The sequence below is a fragment of the Microvirga sp. 3-52 genome (assembly GCF_018383585.1).
Taxonomy (GTDB): domain Bacteria; phylum Pseudomonadota; class Alphaproteobacteria; order Rhizobiales; family Beijerinckiaceae; genus Microvirga.
In genome coordinates, this window is the sequence record NZ_JAHAMK010000006.1 from 19,535 (window position 1) to 41,310 (window position 21,776).

The 21,776-nt window shown below is 63.1% G+C and carries 16 protein-coding genes, 1 pseudogene and 1 riboswitch; of the genes and pseudogenes, 7 read left to right on the forward strand and 10 right to left on the reverse strand.

The features are described 5' to 3' along the window. Positions 1-2: 2 nt before the first annotated feature. Positions 3-1,199 (reverse strand): fumarylacetoacetate hydrolase family protein, encoded by a 1,197-nt coding sequence (locus KHP60_RS06670; protein ID WP_213562876.1) that lies wholly within the window; start codon positions 1,197-1,199, stop codon positions 3-5. Positions 1,200-1,591: 392 nt separating this feature from the next. Between KHP60_RS06670 and KHP60_RS06675 the strand changes: the two genes are divergently transcribed. The 3 genes from KHP60_RS06675 (at position 1,592) to chrA (ending at position 4,738) form a co-directional block, all read left to right on the forward strand. Continuing rightward, positions 1,592-2,380, forward strand: a complete 789-nt coding sequence (locus KHP60_RS06675; RefSeq protein WP_213562878.1) for a TIGR00730 family Rossman fold protein — start codon at positions 1,592-1,594, stop codon at positions 2,378-2,380. Positions 2,381-2,514: 134 nt separating this feature from the next. Beyond that, on the forward strand, positions 2,515-3,339 hold the full coding sequence (locus KHP60_RS06680) for a sulfurtransferase/chromate resistance protein (protein ID WP_213562880.1): 825 nt from the start codon (positions 2,515-2,517) through the stop codon (positions 3,337-3,339). Further along, positions 3,290-4,738, forward strand: coding sequence for a chromate efflux transporter (chrA, locus tag KHP60_RS06685; RefSeq protein ID WP_213562882.1), 1,449 nt, complete (start codon positions 3,290-3,292; stop codon positions 4,736-4,738). The genes KHP60_RS06680 and chrA overlap by 50 nt, the downstream gene beginning before the upstream one ends. A gap of 39 nt (positions 4,739-4,777) precedes the next feature. On the opposite strand, the gene KHP60_RS06690 is transcribed toward chrA, so the two are convergent. The 5 genes and pseudogenes from KHP60_RS06690 to KHP60_RS06710 form a co-directional block, all read right to left on the reverse strand. Beyond that, entirely contained in the window at positions 4,778-5,557 is a 780-nt protein-coding gene (locus KHP60_RS06690; protein WP_213562883.1) for an SDR family oxidoreductase, read from the reverse strand. A gap of 23 nt (positions 5,558-5,580) precedes the next feature. Beyond that, a complete protein-coding gene (locus KHP60_RS06695) occupies positions 5,581-6,492 on the reverse strand; it encodes a dihydrodipicolinate synthase family protein (protein ID WP_409366261.1) in 912 nt (303 codons plus the stop codon). 101 nt (positions 6,493-6,593) lie between these two features. Then, a pseudogene (locus KHP60_RS06700) lies at positions 6,594-6,764 on the reverse strand (plasmid stabilization protein); the annotation flags it as partial. A gap of 102 nt (positions 6,765-6,866) precedes the next feature. Beyond that, on the reverse strand, positions 6,867-9,653 hold the full coding sequence (gene ppc / locus KHP60_RS06705) for a phosphoenolpyruvate carboxylase (RefSeq protein ID WP_213562889.1): 2,787 nt from the start codon (positions 9,651-9,653) through the stop codon (positions 6,867-6,869). 91 nt (positions 9,654-9,744) lie between these two features. After that, on the reverse strand, positions 9,745-11,055 hold the full coding sequence (locus KHP60_RS06710; protein ID WP_213562891.1) for an Hsp70 family protein: 1,311 nt from the start codon (positions 11,053-11,055) through the stop codon (positions 9,745-9,747). 184 nt (positions 11,056-11,239) lie between these two features. On the opposite strand from KHP60_RS06710, the gene KHP60_RS06715 reads away from it, so the two are divergent. The 4 genes from KHP60_RS06715 to KHP60_RS06730 all read left to right on the forward strand — a co-directional run bounded on the left by KHP60_RS06715 (position 11,240) and on the right by KHP60_RS06730 (position 17,080). Further along, a complete protein-coding gene (locus tag KHP60_RS06715) occupies positions 11,240-13,579 on the forward strand; it encodes a Tex family protein (RefSeq protein WP_213562893.1) in 2,340 nt (779 codons plus the stop codon). Positions 13,580-13,627: 48 nt separating this feature from the next. Further along, positions 13,628-13,733: riboswitch (TPP riboswitch) on the forward strand. Between the two features lie 70 nt (positions 13,734-13,803). Further along, a complete protein-coding gene (thiB, locus tag KHP60_RS06720; RefSeq protein ID WP_213562895.1) occupies positions 13,804-14,808 on the forward strand; it encodes a thiamine ABC transporter substrate binding subunit in 1,005 nt (334 codons plus the stop codon). Positions 14,809-14,817: 9 nt separating this feature from the next. Then, on the forward strand, positions 14,818-16,392 hold the full coding sequence (locus KHP60_RS06725; protein ID WP_213562900.1) for an ABC transporter permease subunit: 1,575 nt from the start codon (positions 14,818-14,820) through the stop codon (positions 16,390-16,392). After that, positions 16,379-17,080, forward strand: a complete 702-nt coding sequence (locus KHP60_RS06730; RefSeq protein WP_213562908.1) for an ATP-binding cassette domain-containing protein — start codon at positions 16,379-16,381, stop codon at positions 17,078-17,080. The genes KHP60_RS06725 and KHP60_RS06730 overlap by 14 nt, the downstream gene beginning before the upstream one ends. 270 nt (positions 17,081-17,350) lie before the next feature. On the opposite strand, the gene KHP60_RS06735 is transcribed toward KHP60_RS06730, so the two are convergent. The 4 genes from KHP60_RS06735 to KHP60_RS06750 all read right to left on the reverse strand — a co-directional run bounded on the left by KHP60_RS06735 (position 17,351) and on the right by KHP60_RS06750 (position 21,634). Beyond that, on the reverse strand, positions 17,351-18,442 hold the full coding sequence (locus KHP60_RS06735) for an ABC transporter ATP-binding protein (protein ID WP_213562910.1): 1,092 nt from the start codon (positions 18,440-18,442) through the stop codon (positions 17,351-17,353). Between the two features lie 25 nt (positions 18,443-18,467). Next, positions 18,468-19,295 (reverse strand): carbohydrate ABC transporter permease, encoded by an 828-nt coding sequence (locus KHP60_RS06740; protein ID WP_213562912.1) that lies wholly within the window; start codon positions 19,293-19,295, stop codon positions 18,468-18,470. A gap of 13 nt (positions 19,296-19,308) precedes the next feature. Then, positions 19,309-20,271, reverse strand: a complete 963-nt coding sequence (locus tag KHP60_RS06745; protein WP_249688580.1) for a carbohydrate ABC transporter permease — start codon at positions 20,269-20,271, stop codon at positions 19,309-19,311. Positions 20,272-20,344: 73 nt separating this feature from the next. After that, the gene (locus tag KHP60_RS06750) at positions 20,345-21,634 is read right to left on the reverse strand and encodes an ABC transporter substrate-binding protein (RefSeq protein ID WP_213562914.1); all 1,290 of its coding nucleotides are present in this window, start codon (positions 21,632-21,634) and stop codon (positions 20,345-20,347) included. Between the last annotated feature and the right edge of the window lie 142 nt (positions 21,635-21,776).

The following is a 21,776-nucleotide window of genomic DNA, read 5'->3' on the forward strand; positions in this document are numbered from 1 at the left end:
CTTTAACCTGCCAGTCTGCTGGTGATAAGGCCCCGTTGGGCCAGGTTGGACATGAAAGCGCCGATGCCGAAGGTCCAGGGCTCACATTCGGAGCTCGGCTTCATGCGGTTGACCAGCGCTCCGAGCTTGGGAGCCGAGATGGTGACGATGTCGCCACGCTTATGCGTGAAGCCCATGCCGGCATCGTCCCGGTCCTGCGTCGGCGCGAACATCGTTCCGAGGAACAGCGCGAACCCATCCGGGTACTGATGGTGGGGACCGACGGTCTGCGCGACGAGATCCTCGGGGTCGCGGCTGATCTTCGTAATCGACGACGAACCTTCGAGCTTAAAGCCGTCCTCGCCCTCGACCGTGAGCGTCACTGTGGTCTGCCGGACATCGTCGAGGGAGAATGTCTCGTCGAAGAACCGGATGAACGGGCCGACCGAGCAGGAGGCGTTGTTGTCTTTCGCTTTCGAGAGAAGCAAAGCGGAGCGCCCCTCGAAATCACGCAGGTTCACATCGTTTCCAAGCGTGGCGCCGACGATCTTCCCTTGAGCGGTGACGATCACCACCACCTCCGGCTCGGGATTGTTCCAGGTGGATTTGGGATGCAGGCCCGCATCCATGAAGGCTCCTACAGCCGAGAGAGTTGGAGCCTTGGTGAACACCTCCGCATCTGGACCGATTCCGACCTCGAGGTACTGGCTCCACGCGCCTTGCGCGACGAGAACCTCCTTCAGAGCCATGGCTTCAGGCGACCCGGGCTTGAGCCGGCTCAGGTCGTCGCCCACGAGCCGCAGAACCTCGGACCGGATGGCCGCTGCCGCACTGGCATCGCCCCGCGCTCGCTCCTCGATGACGCGCTCCAGCATGGAAACCGCAAAAGTGACACCAGCCGCCTTGACGACCTGAAGATCGATGGGGGCCAGAAGCCAGGGCTTCGACGCATCCCGGACGTCCGGGGCAGTGTTGCCGGCAATCTCTTCGAGAGACCCGATTCTCTCGCCTCGAGCGGACTTCGCCACGTCCGCTGGATTATCGACGGCGGCAAGCCCGCTCACCGTGGAGCAGGCGGAGGAAATATCGAACAGACCATCCTCCCGAACCGCGACCACGGAAGGCCCGATACCCGGGCGCCAGACGCGTCCGACAAGGGCTCCTTGGAACCCATCGGCTGGCAGAATTCGGGCTATGTTCATCGAAGACAGGTGGTCCATCGGCTGGCGCTCGCTTTCCGTTCAGGGCCGTTTCCCGACCCTTTCCCTGGAGCATCAGCCCCAACGGGTCCGATGCTCCTTCTTCCGATAGGCGCATCGTTCGGAGCGGAAAACCGGATCCCATTTCCGCACGATGCGCTCGTGCGCCCTTGATATAGCCACCGAGGCGCGAGCGGCTATAGGGAAAATGACTTTCCTCGGCTTCGACCGGGGAAAGCTCGGAACAAAGCCAGTTGGTCGTCGGTTGCGCAGCGCGGTTGAAAGCCCTCTCCCCTTCAAGATCCTGTTATTTCATTTCGCCTGCCCTCGAGAGGTTCCGTTCCAGCCGAAGGGGAGTTAACCCGACTTCGAAATTGTGCTTTGTGCAAGCCGCATGAAAGGAGTCCTATTTCATGGATGACCGCAAGCCTTCGAACGCAGCAAGTCTCAACTCGCCGTCCTATCGTCTGGCCGCGATGGACCAAGACTTCCTCCTGGGTGATTCCATGCGTGGCGTCCGATTCATGCTGGAATACGCCAAGGCCGAGGAAAGTCTGCGAATCTGGGGCGTGCGCTCCACCATCGTCGTGTTCGGCAGCGCCCGGATTCGGGAGAACGGCCCCGGAAAGCACCCGTTCTGGTACGAGCAGGCCCGCGCCTTCGGCGCCATCGCGTCACAGCGAGGCGGCGCGCTGACCGTCACCAGCGGCACTCGGGACAACGTGATCGCCACCGGCGGCGGCCCCGGCATCATGGAGGCGGCCAACAGGGGCGCGTTCGATGTCGGCGCTCCCTCCATCGGCTTCAACATCACCCTGCCCCATGAGCAGGAACCCAATGCCTATTCGACCCCGGACCTGACATTCCGCTTCCACTACTTCGCCATGCGCAAGATGCACCTGGCGATGCGGGCCAATGCTCTTGTGGTGTTCCCCGGCGGGTTCGGAACCCTGGATGAATTGTTCGAAATCCTGACCCTGCGCCAGACCGGCAAGGCGCCCCCCCTGCCGATCGTTCTCTTCGACAAGGCCTACTGGCAATCGGTCATCAGGTTCGATGCCCTGCTGGAACATGGCATGGTGAGCGAGCGCGACCGGGAACTCGTCAACTTTGCCGACAGCGCCGAGGAGATATGGACCGCCCTTATCGAGAACGGACTCGTCGTGCAGACCTTGGAAAGAGATTCCGAGCAGGATTTCTGATCGATACGGCCCCGTCGAATTGATTTGACAAATCCGGAAGGTTGAACTGTGATCCATGCCATGGGGATTGCGATCTCCCCACGAGGCGACATGCCCAAGCATCGCATCCGATCTGAACCAATACGGATGCAACCATGTCGTCGTTCAACACCATCTCCCCTGAAAGGCTCGCACGCCTTATCGGCACGCCGAAATGCCCTCTCCTCATCGATGTGCGCACCGATGATGACTTTGCTAATGATCCTCGCCTGATTCCGGGTTCCAGGCGTCGATCCTTCGATACCGCCGCAGATTGGGCGCATGAACTTGCCAGTCAGTCGGTCGTCGTGATCTGCCAGAAAGGCTTGAAGCTCAGCCATGGCGTTGCAGCTTGGCTCCGCCATGCCGGGTTGTCGGCCGATTCCCTTGAAGGCGGAACATTGGCTTGGGCGCAAGCCGGTCTTCCCATGGTCCCGGCAGATCGGATCCCACCGCTCGATCGTCAAGGGCGGACAATCTGGGTCACGCGCTCGCGCCCCAAGATCGACCGGATTGCCTGCCCCTGGCTGATCCGCCGCTTCGTCGACCCCTGTGCCGTTTTCCTGTTCGTCCCGGCCCCCGAGGTCCAAGGCGTGGCGGAACGCTTTTCAGCCATGCCATTCGATATCGAAGGCGAAGACATCTTCTGGAGCCATCGCGGCGAGCTGTGCACCTTCGATGTCATGGTCGAGGAGTTCGGCCTTCGAACTGCCCCTCTGAAGCATCTCGCCACCATCGTCAGGGGAGCCGACACAGCCCGGCCGGATCTGGCGCCGGAAGTTCCCGGCCTGCTCGCCGCCTCGTTGGGATTGTCACGGATGTATGCGGACGATCTCGCCCAGCTCGAGGCTGGGCTCCTGCTCTACGATGCCTTCTATCGCTGGTGCCGCGATGCTACGGAAGAAACGCATAACTGGCCCTCGAAGAAGCCGGGAGCCTGACGTGAGCGAGACCCTGCAGAACTCGAACCAGCCTGTCGCTAAGGTTGTGCCCAATCATGGGATTTCGCTGGCTGAGGCTTTTCGGGTCTGGCTGCGAGTCGCGGCCCTGAGTTTCGGCGGGCCGGCCGGGCAGATCGCCGTGATGCATCGGATCCTGGTCGAGGAGAAGCGCTGGATTTCCGAGGGCCGTTTCCTCCATGCCCTCAACTATTGCATGCTGCTGCCGGGTCCGGAAGCGCAGCAGCTTGCCACCTATGTGGGCTGGCTCATGCACCGCACCCTCGGCGGCATCATGGCGGGTGGGCTGTTCATCCTGCCCGGCATCGTGGCCATCATGGGCTTGAGCTGGATCTATGCCCTCTACGGCAAGGTCGGCATCGTCGCGGCGCTCTTCTTCGGCCTGAAGGCAGCCGTGCTCGCCATCGTGCTTGAGGCGGTGGTGCGGATCGGCAAGCGGGCGCTGAAGAACCGCATCCTGATCGGGATCGCTGCGGCAGCCTTCGTGGCGATCTTCTTTCTCGATGCGCCATTTCCACTGATCATTCTCGCTGCCGGACTGATCGGCTTTTGCGGCGGGCGGGCGGATCTCCCGGAATTCCAAGTTGGCGGACATGGCAATGACGCGCAGGACAATGACAATCTCCTGGGTGAGCATCTTCCCTCGCATGCTTCTCCAAACATAAGACGAAGCGCACGTGTCGCGACGATCTGGCTGACGCTCTGGTTCACGCCGATCCTGGCCCTCCTGCTGATCCTTGGACGAGACGACGTCTTCACTCAGATCGCGATCTTCTTTTCCAAGATGGCGATGGTCACCTTTGGCGGAGCCTACGCGGTCCTCGCCTATGTGGCACAGCAGGCTGTGGAAACCTATGGCTGGCTGCGGCCCGGCGAGATGCTGGACGGTCTCGGCATGGCCGAGACGACGCCGGGACCATTGATCATGGTGCTGCAATTCGTAGGCTTCATGGCGGCTTTCCGGGAAGCCGGCCCGCTGCATCCACTGCTGGCAGGGACATTGGGCGGTCTTCTCGCCACATGGGTAACCTTCGCTCCTTGCTTTCTCTGGATCTTCCTGGGCGCACCCTACATCGAAATCCTGCGCGGCAATCGGGCCTTGAGCGGCGCCCTGTCCGCCATCACGGCCGCCGTGGTCGGCGTGATCCTGAACCTCGCGATCTGGTTCGGGATTCACACGATCTTCAGGGACATTCGACCCGTCGAATGGGGGCTTCTCGAATTCGATGCGCCTTTGTGGGGAAGCGTGGATCTCTGGGCGCTGCTGCTCTCGGGGGCAGCCGTCGTCGCCATGTTCCGCTTCAGGATAGGGATGCTGCCGACGCTTGCGGCAACGTCCATAATAGGGATTGTTCTTTACTGGGCAGGGATGATCGCATGAGGCGAGGCGTTTTGCGCCCCACCTCATGCTTTGTCACCTTCAGGTCGTGGACGAAATCTGTCCGCCGTCGACGCGCAGGATCGAGCCTGTCATGAATGAGGCCTTCTCGCTCGCGAGGAAGACGGCCGCTGCCGCAAATTCCTCGATCTCGCCGTAGCGGCCTGCCGGAATGCCGGCGCGGGCAGCCTTCGCCACCTCCTCAACGGAGCGACCGGTGCGTTCCGCATTGGCGGCGTCGAGCTGCTTCAGGCGATCGGTGGCGATGCGGCCCGGCGCGATGGCGTTCACGGTCACGCCCGAGGAGGCCACTTCGCTCGCCAGCGTCTTGCCCCAGCCTACGAGCGCAGGCCGGATGGCATTCGAGATCGCGAGGTTCGGGATCGGCTGGATCACGCCGGACGAGATCACCGAAATGATGCGGCCGAACCTACGCTCGATCATGCCGGGGAGAAGTTGATCGGCGATCCGCACGAGATTGACGAACATGGCATCGAACGATTGACGCCACTGGTCGGACGACACCCCCTGCGCCTTGCCGGGCGGCGGGCCGCCGCTGTTGAGAACGAGGATGTCGATGCCGCCCAGCGCTTCCGTCACATCCTTGACCAGGGCATCGACCTGATCGACCTTGCCGGTGTCGCAGATGAAGGGCAGGACGTCCCTGCCGATCTTGTCGGCGGCGGCCTTCGAACCGTCCATCGTGCGGCTGGCGATGGCGACGCGCGCGCCCTCCTCCGCCAAGCCCTGGGCGATGCCGAATCCCAGCCCCTTGCTCGCGCCGAGAACGAGCGCGCGCTTTCCTTTCAACCCTGTTTCCATGCGTGAAACTCCCCTTGTGGTATTTAAGAGCGCTCGATGCGCTCCATCAGCCATTCGATATCGGCAATGGTTTCCGGGCTCAGCTTCGGCCCGGGCTTGCGCAGCGTGTCCGACGCGATGATCCCGCGCCGCTTCAGCACGAATTTACGCACGGCGAGACCAACTCCGGGCTGCGTCTCGTAGCGCACCAGCGGCAGGTGACGGTCGAAGAGATCATGCGCCTCCTTCCGCTTTCCCTGGTTGATGAGATCGACCACACCCACCAGCATTTCGGGGTAAGCGTAGCCCGTCATGGCGCCGTCGGCGCCACGTTCCATCTCGAAGGGGAGGAACATACCGCCATTGCCGCAGAGAATGGATACGCGACGTACCTGACCGGCATCGCTTGCACGGCGCAGGGCCGTGATCTTGTCGAGCCCCGGCCAATCCTCGTGCTTCAGCATCACGCAGGAGGGGTGCTGCTCGATGATCCGCATGATCACCTTCGGCGTCATGACCACATTGGTGGTGAGCGGATAATCCTGGATCACCCACGGTACCTCCGTACCGATGGCTTCGACCGCATCAGCATAATAGGACACGATCTGGTCATCGGTCTTCAGGGTCGAGGGCGGCGCAATCATGACGCCGGCGGCGCCCGCATCCATCACCTTGGAGGACAGGCCCGACATGGCGGCAAAGCCCGCGGCCGACACGCCGACGATCACGGGAACGCGGCCCGCCACCGTGGCGATCACCTGACGGGCGAAGGCCAGCGCCTCATCCGCCGCCAGCTTGGGTGCTTCACCCATGATGCCGAGAATCGTCAGTCCGGTGGCGCCGGCTTTCAGATAGGCCTCGACCATCCGGTCGGTCGAGGCGACGTCCACCCGCCCGTCGCTCTCGAAGGGCGTGGGGCAGATGACGTAGACGCCGGCGGCAGAACTCGTGAGCAAGGCTTCCTCCATGGCAGAGCGGCGAGAGAGATCAGGGCCCCTCCATACACCCGCTATCCGCCCGGCGCACTACCTTAGCTGCCGCCGACGATACGTCTTTAGCCGCGACCGGAACCACTCTTCTTGCCGCCGCCATCCTGCTTGTTGACGGTGGCCCAGGCGCGCCGCTCGGCTTCCTTCTCCGAGAGGCCACGGCTCTCGTAGCCTTCCTCAATGTGCTCGGCCTTCCGCTTCTGCTTGTCCGTATAGGCAGACTTGTCACCGCGAGACATGGTGTTCTCCTCTCAAGCTGAAATCCTAGGATGCATCTCCGCTGGAATGCGCTGTTTAGGACACAACCGGGAAGCCAGGGCTCGGTTCCGAAACTGTGTTTCCTAGCCGCTGTTGCGCAACCCGGCCGCAATGCCGTTGATGGACAGATGAATGCCCTGCACGACCTGCTCGTCCGCATCGCCGGACCGATGACGCTTCAGCAGTTCGATCTGCAGATGATTCAATGGGTCGAGATAAGGGAAGCGGTTGCGGATTGATCGGGCCAAGAGAGGATTGCCGTCGAGCAGGGATTGCTGCTGCATGATGGCGAGCAATTGCCCGATCGAATCCTCCCATTCGTGGCGCAGGCGCGGGAAGATGGCCTCGCGCAGCGCCTCGTCCTCGACAAGCTTAGCATATCGCGAGGCAATGGCGATGTTGCTCTTCGCCAGCACCATGTCCATGTTCGAGAGCAGCGCCTGGAAGAAAGGCCACTCGCGGTACATCTCTTGCAGAAGAGCCAATCCGGTATCGGGCCGCTTCTCGAGCCATTCATTGACCGCTGATCCAAACCCGTACCAGCCCGGCAGCATGAGGCGGCATTGCGCCCAGCCGAACACCCAGGGGATGGCACGCAGATCCTCGATGCGCCGCGAATTGGTGCGTGAGGCGGGCCGGCTGCCGATATTCAGGTTGGCGATCTCGCCGATCACCGTCGATTCCCAGAAATAGCGCTCGAATCCTTCGGTCTCATAGACGAGTGCCCGATAGGTCTTGAAGGCGCTGTTCGAGAGTTCCTCCATGGCCTTCAGGTATTCCTCGCGGGGAGCGGGCTGGCCGGAATGCAGGAGGGAGGCCTCAAGGGTCGCGGAGGCCAGGATTTCCAGATTGCGGCGCCCGAGATCCGGGTTCGAATATTTTCCAGCGATCACCTCGCCCTGTTCGGTGATGCGGATCGCGCCCTGCACCGCCCCGCCCGGCTGCGCCAGAATGGCCTGATAGCTCGGCCCGCCCCCGCGACCCACGGAGCCGCCGCGGCCATGAAAGAGGCGAAGCGCCACGCCATGGCGCTTGAACACCTCGATCAGTTCGATCTCGGCCTTGTAGAGCTCCCATCCCGACGTGAGGAAGCCGCCGTCCTTGTTGCTGTCGGAATAGCCGAGCATCACCTCCTGCGCCTGGCCGCGGCTGCGCAGGAGCCGCATGTAATCTGGCAGCGCGAAGAGCGCATCCATCACACCGCTGCAATGGCGCAGGTCCGCGATGGTCTCGAAAAGCGGAATGATGTTCACATCCATCTCGCCTTCGCGTGGACGCAACAGACCCGCTTCCTTCAGAAGAAGAGCCACTTCCAAAATATCGGACGGATCGCTCGCCTTGGAGATGACGTAGTTTGGCACGGCCGCACGGCCGTAACGCCGATGGGCTTCAGCGGCTTCGTGAACGATGGCTAGCTCGGATGAAGTTTCCGGCGAGTACTCAACATAGGGCGATGTGAGGAGGCGCGGCGTACGGAGCTCTTCGAGGAGAAGGGCGACACGCCTGTCCTCCGGCAGCCCTTCGTAATCGGTGCCGGGAATCGCCTTCTCGAAGAGCTCGGCAATCACACGCTGATGAACGTCGGAATTCTGACGCATGTCGAGGCTTGCCAAGTGGAAGCCGAACACATCGACGGCGCGGCGCAGCTTGCGCAGGCGGCCTCGCGACAGGGAACCCGATCCATTCGAGCGCAGGGAGCGGTGCAGGATCGAGAGATCGCCTTCGAACTCGTCGACACCGTCATAGGCACGCGCCTCGCCCACCGCATGACGCGCCACGTCGCCGTGCCCCAGCCGGACGGCGGTTGCCGCAAGGCGCGCGTAGATGCCCGTAATGGCCCGTCGATAGGGCTCGTCCTGTCGATGAGGAGAAAGATCTGGAGAGGCCTTGGCGAGCTCCTGAGCCTCGTCGGAAACATTCACATAGCGCTCGTCGAGCGACAGTTCGGCGCCCAAGCAATGGAGTTCTTCCAGATAGAAGCCGAGCGCGTGCTTGCTCTGCAGTAGCAGAGCCTGTCGCAAAGCATCCGCTGTCACGAAGGGATTGCCGTCGCGGTCGCCGCCGATCCAGCTCCCCATGCGCAGAAAGGAGGGAACTTCCACCGTTCCCCAGGCGGGATCCATGGCCGCGAGCTGATCCTCCAGGGAGGCATAGACCTGCGGCAGCTCCTTGAAGAAGGTATAATCGTAATAGGAGAGGCCGTTCATGACCTCGTCGATGACCTTGAGCCTGTTACGGCGCAGGATGCTCGTCTGCCAGAGGGTGAGGATGGCGCGGCGAAGAGCCTCCTGGCAGGCCACCTCCTCTTCTGGAGTGAGGTTCTGCCGGTCACGCTGCGCCAGGATCTGCGAGATCTCCATCTCCCGGTCGATGGTGCTCTTGCGGCGCACTTCCGTCGGATGCGCCGTCAGGACCGGGCAGACAAGGGCGGAAGCAAAGAAGGCCTGCAGGGCCGTATGGCTGATGCCCGCCTCCTGGATAAGCGTGAGGGCACGGGCTACCGTTCCCTCACGCGGCGCCGCCGCTCCCATGGCGTGAGCGCCCGCCATCGCATGGGCACGGGAGCGGCGGACATGGTGCTGGTCCTCGGCAAGGTTCGCCAGATGCGAGAAATAGCTGTAGGCCCGGATGATCTGGTTGGTGCGCCCCCGCGAGAGGCTGTTCAGGATCGTCTCGAGCTCGCGGCGGGCGATTTCGTCCTCGTCGCGGTGAAAGCGGATCGAGGTCTGGCGGATGCGCTCCACGATCTCGAAGGTCGCCTCGCCCTCCTGCTCGCGAATCGTGTCGCCGAGGATTCGCCCCAGAAGCCGGATGTCGTCGCGAAGAGGAAAATCCTTCTCAGGGGTGACGTCGGGATTGATCAGGGACATGGGAGGGCTCCCGCTTCAGGCGCGTTTGCTGCACTGCGAAATAAAACCCTTTGTCACCACACGGCAAGCGTAATTTCGTTTTAAATTCAGCCTAATTCGTGACGGCCCAGCGCTCCGGCGCCTCCGTCTGGCCGATGAGAGCCAGCCCATAGGCGATGGATTCGAACTGATCGGCAGAGGTCAATCGAGCCTCGCCGAAGCGATCTACGAACAAGCGGCGGATGGCCGGGACAAAGGACGTGCCGCCGGTCAAGAACACGCGCTCGATCTCCTCCGATTTCACCCCGGCCTCGGAAAGCGCCTCGTCAATCGTACCAGCGATCCGGTCCACGTCTTCGGCAATCCATCCTTCGAAGTCCGTGCGCGTGATTCTGGCTTGGATATCGACGCCCTCGCCCTGGAATCGGAAAATCGTCTCCTCCTCGCTCGATAGCGCGACTTTTGTCGACGACACGGCCCTGTACAGGGCAAAACCCAGATCGTATTCGATGATATCGATGAACTTTTCGAGCGGCTCAGGCTCGAGAGCGACGCGAGCCAGCTCGCGCAATTCCTTCAGGTCGCCGCTGCCCTTCATCATCGCGAGCTGATTCCAGCGTGCAAAATTCGCGTAGTAGTGGTTGGGGATCGACAGGATCTTGTCCATGGAGCGATAGAGCCCACCTTTGCCTAGGCGCGGCGAGACGACCTTGTCGACGATCCGGTAGTCGAAGGCATCACCGGCAAGGCCGATGCCGGCGTGTCCCAACGGCTCGGCCCGCATCACGCCGCCGGCTTTCGTGAAACGCATCACCGAAAAGTCACTGGTCCCACCGCCGAAATCCGCCACGAGCACCGTGGCATCGTGATCGAGCTGGCGCGCATAGAAGAAGGCGGCCCCCACGGGCTCGTAGACATAGCGGGCCTGCTCCGCCCCGAGCCGGCCGAATGCGGCCCGATAGCGCTGCATGGCGAGGTCGTCGTCCGGATTGTAGCCGGCGAATCGGACCGGCCGGCCGATGACGACGTTTCTCGCCCCCCAATTCAGCCGAGAGCCGCCGTGACGCGCGAGCGTGCGCAGGAACGCGCTCAACAGGTCCTCGAAGGCGTATCGCTCGCGAAAGATCCGGGTTTCCTTGAAGGTGGCGCTGGCCGCGAAGGTCTTGAAGGACTGGATGAACCGATGCGCGTGAAGCCCCTCCAGGAACTGCTCGATGGCCCAGGGGCCACCCTCGACCTCGGTGCGCAGGCCGTTGCCGTGCCGCTCGTCCCAGAAGCAGAGCGCCGTGACATAGACTTTGAGGCTCTCCCCGCCATGGTCGAAGGTCAGCGCCTCCACATGCCCTGCCGGATCCGCGATGGCCACGACCGTGTTGCTGGTTCCGAAATCGATGCCAATGGAAAAATCGTGGGACGGGGGCATGGGGACCTCGGAGGATGGCTTGGAGGGCCGGACGGTCTATACGCCAAGGCTTCCCGAGCCAAGAGGAAACGTCAGAAATTCACTTTCCCTACCGGTACTGCGACCCTGGCGCTGTGGACGGGCCGTTGACCCGGAGGCGCCCCGCACCGTAGAAGCCGCGCCTTATGCTTCTTCGGAGACTTTCATGCTATCCATCGGTCAGCGCATTGCGAACGAACTGAATGTTCAGGAATGGCAGGTCAAGGCAGCCGTCGAGCTGCTCGACGGCGGTTCCACCGTTCCCTTTATCGCGCGCTACCGCAAGGAAGTCACGGGAACCCTGGACGATGCGCAATTGCGCACCCTGGAGGAGCGCCTGCGCTACCTGCGCGAACTGGAGGACCGCCGCAAGACGATCCTCGACAGCATCCGCGAGCAGGGCAAGCTCACCGACGAGCTGGCGCTCCAGATCAACACCGCCGACACCAAGGCGCGTCTGGAAGACCTCTACCTGCCCTACAAGCCCAAGCGCCGCACCAAGGCCCAGATCGCCAAGGAAGCAGGTCTTGAACCCCTCGCAGACCTGCTCCTGAGCGAGCCGGCGCGGCAGCCGAAGGAAGCTGCGGCCGCTTTCGTGAATCCGGAGAAGGAAGTCGCCACGCCTGAGGCCGCGCTGGAGGGTGCCCGCTCGATTCTGGTCGAACGCTTCGCGGAGAATGCGGAACTTCTGGGGGCTTTGCGCGAAACCTATTGGGAGCGCGGCACCCTGACCTCCAAGGTGCGCGACGGCAAGGCGACAGAGGGCGCGAAATTCGCCGACTACTTCGACTTTGCCGAGCCCCTGACGAAGCTGCCCTCGCACCGCATCCTCGCGCTCTTCCGGGGCGAGAAGGAAGAGATCCTCGATCTCCGCATGGAGGAAGACAAGGACAGCGCCGAACCCGGCTATGTCAGCCGCTACGAGGGCCGCACGGCACTCGCCTTCGGCATCGCCGATCAGGGTCGTCCCGGCGACAAGTGGCTTCTGGAGACGGTCCGCTGGGCTTGGCGTACGAAATTGCGGTTCTCCATCGAGCTCGACATGAAGATGCGCCTTTGGCAGCTCGCGGAGGACGAGGCGGTGAAGGTGTTCGCCGGCAACCTGCGCGACCTGCTGCTCGCCGCCCCTGCCGGCGCCCGCCCGACCCTCGGCCTCGATCCCGGCTATCGCACCGGCGTGAAGGTAGCTGTGGTAGATGCAACCGGAAAGGTTGTGGCAACCGATACTATCTACCCGCACGAGCCGAAACGCCAATGGGACGAATCCATCGCGACGCTGGCGCGGCTCTGCCGCGTCCACAACGTCGAGCTGATCGCCATCGGCAACGGCACGGCCTCACGCGAGACCGACAAGCTCGCGGGCGAACTGGTGGCGAAGCACCCGGATCTCAAGCTCACCAAGATCATGGTCTCGGAGGCAGGCGCCTCCGTCTATTCCGCCTCCGCCTTCGCCAGCCAGGAGCTGCCGGATCTCGACGTGTCGATACGAGGTGCCGTTTCCATCGCGCGGCGCCTGCAGGATCCCCTGGCCGAGCTGGTGAAGATCGACCCAAAATCCATCGGCGTCGGGCAGTACCAGCACGATCTTGCCGAATACAAGCTCTCCCGCTCCCTCGACGCCGTGGTGGAGGATTGCGTGAACGCGGTCGGCGTCGACCTCAATACCGCCTCGGCCCCGTTGCTCGCCCGGGTCTCGGGCCTCGGCGACTGGGTGGCGCAGAACATCGTGACCCACCGCGATGCCAACGGCCCGTTCAAGACCCGCAAGGCTCTCACCAAGGTCTCGGGCCTGGGCCCGAAGACCTTCGAGCAGGCCGCGGGCTTCCTGCGCATCCCGAATGGCGACGACCCGCTCGATGCCTCCGGCGTCCATCCGGAAGCCTATCCTGTGGTGCGCCGCATTCTCGAGGCCACAAAGAGCGACATCAAGGTCGTGATCGGCAATGGCGCCGTGTTGAAGAAGCTCAACCCACAGAGCTTCACGGACGAGAAGTTCGGTGTGCCGACGGTGAAGGACATCCTGAGCGAGCTGGAAAAGCCCGGCCGCGATCCGCGCCCCGAATTCAAGACCGCCACCTTCATGGAAGGCGTGGAGAAAATCGGCGATCTGAAGCCTGGCATGATGCTGGAAGGTGTCGTCACCAACGTGGCCGCCTTCGGCGCCTTCGTCGACATCGGCGTGCACCAGGACGGTCTCGTCCACATCTCGGCCCTCGCCGACACGTTCGTGAAGGATCCGCGCAGCGTCGTGAAGCCGGGCGACATCGTGAAGGTAAAGGTGCTCGAGGTCGATGTCCCACGTAAGCGCATCTCACTCACCATGCGCATGAGCGATCCGGCCGAGAAGCGGCCGGCAGGCCGCCAGGATGACAACCGGGCTGCGTTCCAAAAGCACCGGGCTCAGAACGAGAGGAAGCCGGCCCCGCAGGCGGCATCCTCGGGTGGTGCCCTGGCCGATGCCCTGCGTCGGGCGGCAATGGCCAACAATAAGGGCAGCCGGAAGTAACCTCGACAGGGGGCGGCTTGTAGCCGCCTCTGATCTGTTCTAGAAGCAAGGCGTCTCACGGGGAGCCCATACAGGGCTGAGAGGTGGCTAGGCCGCCGACCCGTCGAACCTGATCCGGGTCATGCCGGCGGAGGGAATGAGCATGCGACATCGCCACAAAAGCCATGCCCCGTGCAATCTGCGCCGCCCATCCGGCCTGCCTCATGCATGGGAGTGCGCTTAAGATGCTACGCCGACTTCTTCTCACCCTCGCTTCGCTCGGGCTCGCTGCAGGCCTTGCCCAGGCTCAGACCAAGCCGACGCTCACCGTCTACACCTACGGCTCGTTTGCGGGGAAATATGGCCCCGGCAAGCTGGTGAAAGAGCGGTTCGAGGCCACCTGCGGCTGCGAGCTGAACTGGGTCACGGCCGAGGATGCGGGCAGCCTGCTCGGGCGCCTTCGCCTCGAAGGCGAGAACACCAAGGCGGATGCGGTCGTCGGGCTCGACATGAATCTCGTCGCCGAAGCCCGGTCGCTCAATCTCTTTGCGCCGCACGGCGCGGATGGAAAGGATCTGGCACTTCCTATCAGATGGACTGATGACACCTTCATCCCCTTCGACTGGGGCTACTATGCCTTCGTCTACGATGCGATCAAGCTCACCAATCCGCCCGGGAGCCTGAAGGAACTGGTCGAGAATCCCAACGGCCCGAAGGTGGTCCTGCAGGATCCGCGCACCAGCGCGCCGGGCCTCGGCCTGCTGCTCTGGATGCAGAAGGTCTATGGCGACAAGGCAGGGGAGGCCTGGGGCAAGCTGAAGCCGCGCATCGTCACCTTCACCAAGGGCTGGTCCGAAGCCTACGGCCTTTTCCTGAAGGGCGAGGCCGATATGGTGATGTCCTACACCACATCTCCCGCCTATCACATCGTCGCGGAGAAGAAGGACAACTACAAGGCGGCCGCCTTCTCAGAAGGGCACTACCTCCATGTGGAACTGGCCGGCATGACCCGTACGACGAAGCAGCCGGAACTCGCGAAGGCGTTCATGGGCTTCATCCTCAGCGAACCGTTCCAGTCGGCCATGCCCGAGGGCAACTGGATGATGCCGGCCAAGATTCCGGCGGCCGGCCTGCCGGCCGCATTCAAGGATCTCGTGCAGCCGAGCCAAGCGCTTCTCTTCACGCCTGAGGACGTGCAGCAGAACCGCCGCGCCTTCACGGATGCTTGGCTCAACGCCATTGCGCGCTGATCGCTCGTCATGACGATGAAGCTGCCTCATCCCGGAAGCCTCGTGGCCTTTGCCATCCTGGGCCTGGTCGCCGGCGGCTTCATCGCTCTTGTCACCTTCGATGGAGGGACGCCGGCACTTTTCTCCATCGGCCCCTATCTCTGGCGCGTGCTGGCCTTTTCCGTCGTCCAGGCGACGCTTTCGACCGTCCTGTCCCTCGCCCTTGGCATCGGCCTGGCGCTCGCGCTCGCGCGCCGCAGGTTTCCGGGGCGCGATCTCGTTCTGGCAGCCTTAAGCACCACGATGGTGATGCCGACCATCGTGGCCGTCTTTGCGGTCTTTGCCGTCTACGGCCGGAGCGGGTGGATCGCCGAAGGGCTCGCGCTCCTCGGTTGGGAAGGCGGGTTCAGCATCTTCGGCTATCCCGGCATCCTGATTGCCCACGTGTTCCTGAACGGGCCCTTCGTCGCGCGGATCACCCTGGACGGATTGAACCAGGTACCCGCCGAGCACTGGCGCCTTGCCACCGCCTTCGGCTTCACGCCCTTCCAGATCTTCCGCCATCTCGACTGGCCGGTGTTGCGCGGGGAACTGCCCGGCATCGCCGGCCTCATCTTCCTGATATGCTTCAAGAGCTTCGCCATCGTTCTGGCGCTCGGCGGAGGCCCCAGTCGCTCCACCCTTGAAGTCGCGATCTTCGAGGCGCTCAAGATCGATCTCGATTTCGGCCGCGTCGCCTGGCTGGCCCTGATCCAGCTGACGATCTGCCTGTCGATGACGGCCCTGCTGCACTGGGCCTTCACGCGGCCGCCGGTCGGCCACACGATCCGCAGCCTCGTTCACCGGCCCGATGCGAAGAACAACGGCCTGAAAGCCCTCGACACCGTCGTGCTTGCCGTCAGCGCCGTCTTCATCGCGCCCCTCGCCTTCAGCGTGCTGACAGGCATCCGGAACATGCTCGACGTGATCGATGCCGACCTTCTTCGGGCTTTCGTCACGAGCCTTGCCATCGCGACCGCCGCCGCCGTCCTGGCATGCATCCTGGCCCTTGCCCTGGCCTCCGCAGCGCGGCGGCGGCGCATCGTGCTGCGTTCCCCGCGCATCGCCGCCCTCTACGATTTCCTGCCCGATACGCTCCTCGCGGTGCCGCCCTTCGCCCTGACCGCAGGCCTGTTCCTGATGATCCAGCGCTTCGGCGATCCCTCGGCGGCAGGTCTCATTCTCCTGCCGCTCATCAACGGACTGGCGGCCGTGCCCTTCGCCTACCGTTATGTGGCGCCTCATCTGCTGACAACGGAGGAGCGCTACGGCCGCGTCGCGGCGTCCCTCGGCATCACTGGCTGGTCGAAGCTCACGATCATGGATTGGCCCGTTCTCAAGCGGCCGCTCGCGGCGGGCTTCGCACTGGCCATGGCCCTGTCGTTCGGCGACTTTGGCATCATCGCCCTCTTCGGCGGCACGGAACTGGTGACCCTGCCCTATCTTCTCTATGAGCGCCTCGGCGCCTACCGGCTCGATGAAGCGGCGGCCATCGGCCTCGTCATCGTCCTCTTCGCCGTTCTCCTCGCTCATGCTTCAGGCCGATTGTCCGATGCTGGTGATTGAAGACTGCCGCCTGACCTGGCCCGACTTCGAGGCCGATTACGTGCTGTCGGTGAAGACCGGAAACCTGTGCGCCGTCATCGGCCCATCGGGGGGCGGCAAGACCACCCTGCTCCACATGATCGCCGGATTCGAGCGGCCTGAAAGCGGCACGCTGACATTCAACGGCCAGAACCTCCGGCCGCTCGAACCGGCCAAGCGTCCGGTCGCCATCGTGTTCCAGGATCATAACCTGTTTCCCCACCTGAGCGCGGCGCAGAACGTGGCGCTGGGTCTGCGTCCCTCTTTGCGGTTGAGCGCAGATGAGAGGCTGCTCGTGAGCGAAATGCTGGAATCGGTGGACCTCAAAGGCTTCGAGGAGCGCAGGCCGGGCGAGATGTCGGGAGGGCAGCGCCAGCGGGTGGCGTTGGCCCGGGCGCTCATCTCAGGCCGCCCCTTGATCCTTCTCGACGAGCCGTTCAGCAGTCTCGACCCAGGCCTGCGCCGCGACATGATCCTGCTCGTCGACGCATTGCGGCGCAAACGCCCGGTTACCATCATCATGACGATTCATACGCCGGAAGATGTAGCCGACATCGCCGACCAGATGGCCTTCGTGGCCGATGGAAGAGTGGTGGCATCGGGACGACCCGCGGACATCCTCAGCAGTAATCTCGCGCCCAGGATTGCGGCGGCCGTTTCGGATTCGTGAAGGACGATCCGGGCGCCAGCTTGCTTACCCCTGCTATTGAAAGGACACCTTCGCTCGTCATCACCGGCCTTGTGCCGGTGATGACGAGCGGAAAGGGCAGCGCCTCTCAACATCGGGATGGCCGGGTCAAGCCCGGCCATGACATGGCGGTATCATCCCCGGTGGCCGCAAGGCGAAAAAGAGGGTTCCCAGAGCAGCACGCGTGTGGATTCCCTTCCCCTCCGCTGATGCTCCGGCCGGGAATGGCATCGGTCGGGCATGCTCAACGGCTCAAATTCGCTCCGCGAGAACCGAGACGCCCGAGGCATCGAAGACATGAAGGGCGCGAGTTGGGACATGGGCGGTGTAGGATCCGCCCGCCGCCGCATCGGTTTCTCCGGGGGCGCGGACGATCACATCGTCACCGCTGGCGAGCTTCATGTAGACATAGCTCGACTCGCCCAATTGCTCGACGGCATCGATGGTGCCGTGCAGGGAGGTGGCGCCGGCCCCGCCCGCCTCCATGTGCTCGGGCCGGATGCCGACGGTCACGGGGTCGCCGGCTGCCAAACGGCCCGGCGCGACATTCACGACAGCGTCCGTCCCGGCAAAGCCGAGGGTGGCGCTGTTGCCTGCGATGCGTAGAACCTGCCCCTTGATGAAGTTCATCCGCGGCGAGCCGATGAAGCCCGCGACGAACAGGTTGCCGGGACGGCGATAGAGCTCCAGCGGTGCGCCGACCTGCTCGATCCGGCCTTGGTTCATCACCACGATCTTGGACGCGAGCGTCATCGCCTCGACCTGATCGTGCGTGACGTAGATCATGGTCGCGCCGAGATCCCGGTGAAGCTTGGCGATCTCGAGGCGCGTGTTGACGCGAAGCGCCGCATCGAGGTTCGAGAGCGGCTCGTCGAAGAGGAAAACGCTCGGGTTGCGCACGATGGCACGGCCGATGGCCACGCGCTGCCTCTGCCCGCCCGACAGCTCCCGCGGCTTGCGGTGGAGAAGAGGCGTGAGCTTCAGGATCTCCGCCGCCTGCCGCACCCGGCGGTCCGCCTCCGCCTTGTCGGTCTTGGCGAATTTCAGGCCGAAGGCCATGTTCTTGTAGACGTTCATATGCGGGTAGAGCGCATAGGACTGGAACACCATGGCGATCTTGCGATCCGCCGGCGGCAGCTCGTTGACCCGCTGGCTGCCGATCCTGATCTCGCCGCCGCTGACCGTCTCGAGACCGGCGATGATGCGAAGCAGGGTGGACTTGCCGCAACCGGATGGACCGACGAAGACGACGAATTCCCCGTCGTCGACGGAAAGATTGATGTCGCGCAGGATCTCCGTCGCCCCGAAGGATTTGGCAACACCGTGCAGGGAAACCTCAGCCATTGCGGTCAATTCCAAACATGAAATGTCACTTCACGGCGCCGGCCGTCAGGCCGCGCACGAGATAGCGCGAGAACAGAAGATAGAGGGCGAGGACGGGCGCGATCGCCAGCGTCAACGAGGCGAGCACCGCGTTCCAGTCCGTCACGTACTGGCCGATGAACTGCTGCACGCCGAGCGTGATCGTCTGCTTGCCGTCCCCGGGAGCGAGGATCAGCGGGAACCAGAGATCGTTCCAGACCGGCACCATCGTGAACACGGCGACCGTCGCGATGGCGGGACTGATCAGGGGCAGGATGATGCTGAAGAAGATCCGGTACTCGCTTACCCCGTCGCACCGGGCGGCATCGCGCAGGTCCTTCGGGATCTGCTGGATGAACTCGCCCAGGATCAGGATCGCGAGCGGCAACCCCTGCGCCACATAGACGAGGATCAGCGCCGTCAGGGTGTTGACGAGGTTCAGCTCCACCATCATGCGCAGGATGCTGACGCTGCCCAGCCTGATCGGCACCATGATGCCGATGGCGAGATAAAGCCCGATCAGCATGTTGCCGCGAAACTTGTATTCCGTCAGTGCCCAGGCGGCCATCGCTCCGATCAGCACGATCAGCACGAGGGAGACCACCGTCACTGTCAGACTGTTGAAGAAGTAAAGGCCGAAATCGGAATTGGCGAAGACCCGGTCGAACCCGATGGTCGTGAACGTCTGGCCGTTGGGAAAGCCGAGCGGGTCGGCGAAGATCGCCCGCCGGGTCTTGAACGCGTTGATCAGGATGAGGAAAATCGGTCCGAGCGCCAGGATCGTGTAAAGGATCAGGGCGATGTGAACGGCGATGCGGCCGGGCCTGAGGGTCATGTCCCGGTCTCCCTCAGAAGCTATGCCGCTGCAGCCGCCGCTGCACGCCGAAGAGATAGATCAGCACGCCCACCAGGATGATGACGAGCATGGCGGTCGCGACCGCCGCCCCCATGGTCGGGCTGCCGACCTGAAGCTGGAAGCCGAAGAAGGTGCGATAGAAGAACGTGCCGAGAATGTCGGTCGAGAAGTTCGGACCCGCGAGCGCGCCCTTGATGGCATAGATCAGATCGAAGGCGTTGAAGTTGGCAACGAAGGTCAGGATCGACACCACACCGAGCGTCGGCAGGATCAGGGGCAGGCGCACGAACCAGAACACGCTGAAGGGCCCCGCTCCGTCGACGGTGGCGGCATCGAGCAGATCGTCGGGAATGTTCAGGAGCGCGGCGTAGATCAGCATCATGGGAATGCCGACGAATTGCCAGACCGAGATGAGGGAGACCGTCAGCAGGGCCGTGGATTCCTGGCCGAGCCAGGGTCCGAAGAGGCTTCCCAGGCCGACAGCTTTCAGAAGACTCGGCGCGATGCCCCAGAGAGGGTTGAGCATGAGCTGCCAGATGAAGCCGATGATGACCACGGACAGCATGGTCGGCAGGAAGATGAGCGTGCGATAGACGCTGCCGCCGATCAGGCGCGGCAGGCTGAGCAGCATGGCAAGCCCCAAGCCGATGCCGTTCTGCACCACCATGTGAATGGCGAAGAAAATTAGGTTGTTGCGAAACGCGTTCCAGAACTGGCTCGACCAGTTGGGATCGGTCAGGAGGGTTTGGAAATTCCGGAGGCCGACGAAGCTGCGCAATCCCGTCTCGTCGCCCGCGTAGAGGCTCAGGCGGATCGTGTCGATCAGCGGATAGATCGAGAACAGGGTGTAGATTGCAAGCGCCGGCGCCAGGAACACCGCGATATGGACAGGGAAGCGCGAGCGGGCGGGAACCACATCGGTCGGCTGAACGCTTGAAGCCGTGAGATCCGTCATGCTGCTCCAGGCGGAAGGAGAATGGAAGGACGGGCCGCTCCGGATGAGCGACCCGCCTCGATGCTTTCAGCGCTTACTTCTTGTGCGGCTCGTACCAGCTGGCAAGGCCATCCTCGGCCTTCTTGGCCGCCTCTTCAGGCTTCATGCTGCCGTTCAGCACCTGGGCGCTCACGTTCCAGAGCTCGTTCTCGAGATTGGGCGTGCCGCGGGACAGGATCTGGTAGGAGTTGCGGATCGAGCTTTCGCAGGTGCCGCGCCAGCCCACGAACTTGGCCGCCACCGGGTCCTTCACGTCGACCTTGGCTTTGGAGAGCGGGAAGAAGCCCGGCAGCTCGTTGGCATAGATATCGGCGAATTCGGGCGAAGCCACCCATGACAGGAAGGTCTTGGCCGCCTCGACATTCTTCGACTTGGCGTTGATGCCGATCGCGATATCCGTGTGGTCGCTGATGTAGCACTTGTCGCCGTCCTTCACGACGGGCGGCGCGAAGGCATCGAACTCGAAATCCGCCTGCTTGCGGAAGATCGGCACATCCCAGGAGCCGGCCGGATAGATGGCCGCGCGGCCCAGGGTGAACAGGTTCTGCGTATCCGGATATTTCTGGGACTTGTAGCCGTCGCCCATATAGGGCGCCCAGCTCGCCAGCTCCTTGAACACGTCCACATAAGCCGGATCGGTGAATTTCTGCTTGCCCTCGATGAGCGCCTTGCGGCCCTCCTCGCCCTTCCAGTAGTTCACGCCGATGTTCTGGAAGCCCATGGTGGCGGCCTCCCATTGATCGGCCGTTCCCATGGCGATCGGCGTGTACTTGCCGTCGGCCTTGATCTTGTCGAGCACCGCATGGAACTCGGCCACCGTCTTCGGCGGCGTGAGCTTCAGCTCGTCGAAGATTTCCTTGTTGTAGACGAAGCCGTGGATCACCGAAGCCATCGGCATGCAGAAGGTGGTCTTGCCGTCGTCCGTCGACCAGGCGCTCTTGGCCACGTCGGAGAAGTTCTCGATGCCCTTGACGTCGTTGACGGAGGTCAAGCTGCCCTTCTTGAACAGGTCGAGGGAGGCATCGAACGGGCGGCAGGTGATGAGATCGCCTGCGGTACCGCCGGCCAAGCGTGCATTGAGGGCGGCATTGTACTCGGTGGGAGGATCGGCCTTGAACTGCACCTTGATGTCGGGATGCTTCTTGTTGAAGGCCGGAATGATCTTGGTATTCCAGACATCCGCATCGTCGTTGCGCCAGCTCTCGATGGTGAGCGTCTGGGCCGAGGCGGCATTGGCGAAAGCAAGAGCCGCCGCGGCCACCGAGGCGCTCGCGAGCAACTGCCCCGCACGGCGCAGGACCGCTTTCGAATGAAGTTTCGTCATTGTCTTTGTCCTCCGTAATCGAGAGGCGCCTGGAAACGCCCCTGATAATGTGTTCCTCTGGATCCTCGCGTTCCGATCTTATTGCATTCTACGCTTTCCAGCGGGTCAGCCTGACTGTTCCATCGGAAAGCTCTTTGGACAA

Coding starts and splice junctions, on each gene's coding strand:
- KHP60_RS06670 (WP_213562876.1), bottom strand. CDS start 1,199: ATGGACCACCTGTCTTCGATGAACATAGCCCGAATTCTGCCAGCCGAT.
- KHP60_RS06675 (WP_213562878.1), top strand. CDS start 1,592: ATGGATGACCGCAAGCCTTCGAACGCAGCAAGTCTCAACTCGCCGTCC.
- KHP60_RS06680 (WP_213562880.1), top strand. CDS start 2,515: ATGTCGTCGTTCAACACCATCTCCCCTGAAAGGCTCGCACGCCTTATC.
- chrA (WP_213562882.1), top strand. CDS start 3,290: ATGCTACGGAAGAAACGCATAACTGGCCCTCGAAGAAGCCGGGAGCCT.
- KHP60_RS06690 (WP_213562883.1), bottom strand. CDS start 5,557: ATGGAAACAGGGTTGAAAGGAAAGCGCGCGCTCGTTCTCGGCGCGAGC.
- ppc (WP_213562889.1), bottom strand. CDS start 9,653: ATGTCCCTGATCAATCCCGACGTCACCCCTGAGAAGGATTTTCCTCTT.
- KHP60_RS06710 (WP_213562891.1), bottom strand. CDS start 11,055: ATGCCCCCGTCCCACGATTTTTCCATTGGCATCGATTTCGGAACCAGC.
- KHP60_RS06715 (WP_213562893.1), top strand. CDS start 11,240: ATGCTATCCATCGGTCAGCGCATTGCGAACGAACTGAATGTTCAGGAA.
- thiB (WP_213562895.1), top strand. CDS start 13,804: ATGCTACGCCGACTTCTTCTCACCCTCGCTTCGCTCGGGCTCGCTGCA.
- KHP60_RS06725 (WP_213562900.1), top strand. CDS start 14,818: ATGACGATGAAGCTGCCTCATCCCGGAAGCCTCGTGGCCTTTGCCATC.
- KHP60_RS06730 (WP_213562908.1), top strand. CDS start 16,379: ATGCTGGTGATTGAAGACTGCCGCCTGACCTGGCCCGACTTCGAGGCC.
- KHP60_RS06735 (WP_213562910.1), bottom strand. CDS start 18,442: ATGGCTGAGGTTTCCCTGCACGGTGTTGCCAAATCCTTCGGGGCGACG.
- KHP60_RS06740 (WP_213562912.1), bottom strand. CDS start 19,295: ATGACCCTCAGGCCCGGCCGCATCGCCGTTCACATCGCCCTGATCCTT.
- KHP60_RS06745 (WP_249688580.1), bottom strand. CDS start 20,271: ATGACGGATCTCACGGCTTCAAGCGTTCAGCCGACCGATGTGGTTCCC.
- KHP60_RS06750 (WP_213562914.1), bottom strand. CDS start 21,634: ATGACGAAACTTCATTCGAAAGCGGTCCTGCGCCGTGCGGGGCAGTTG.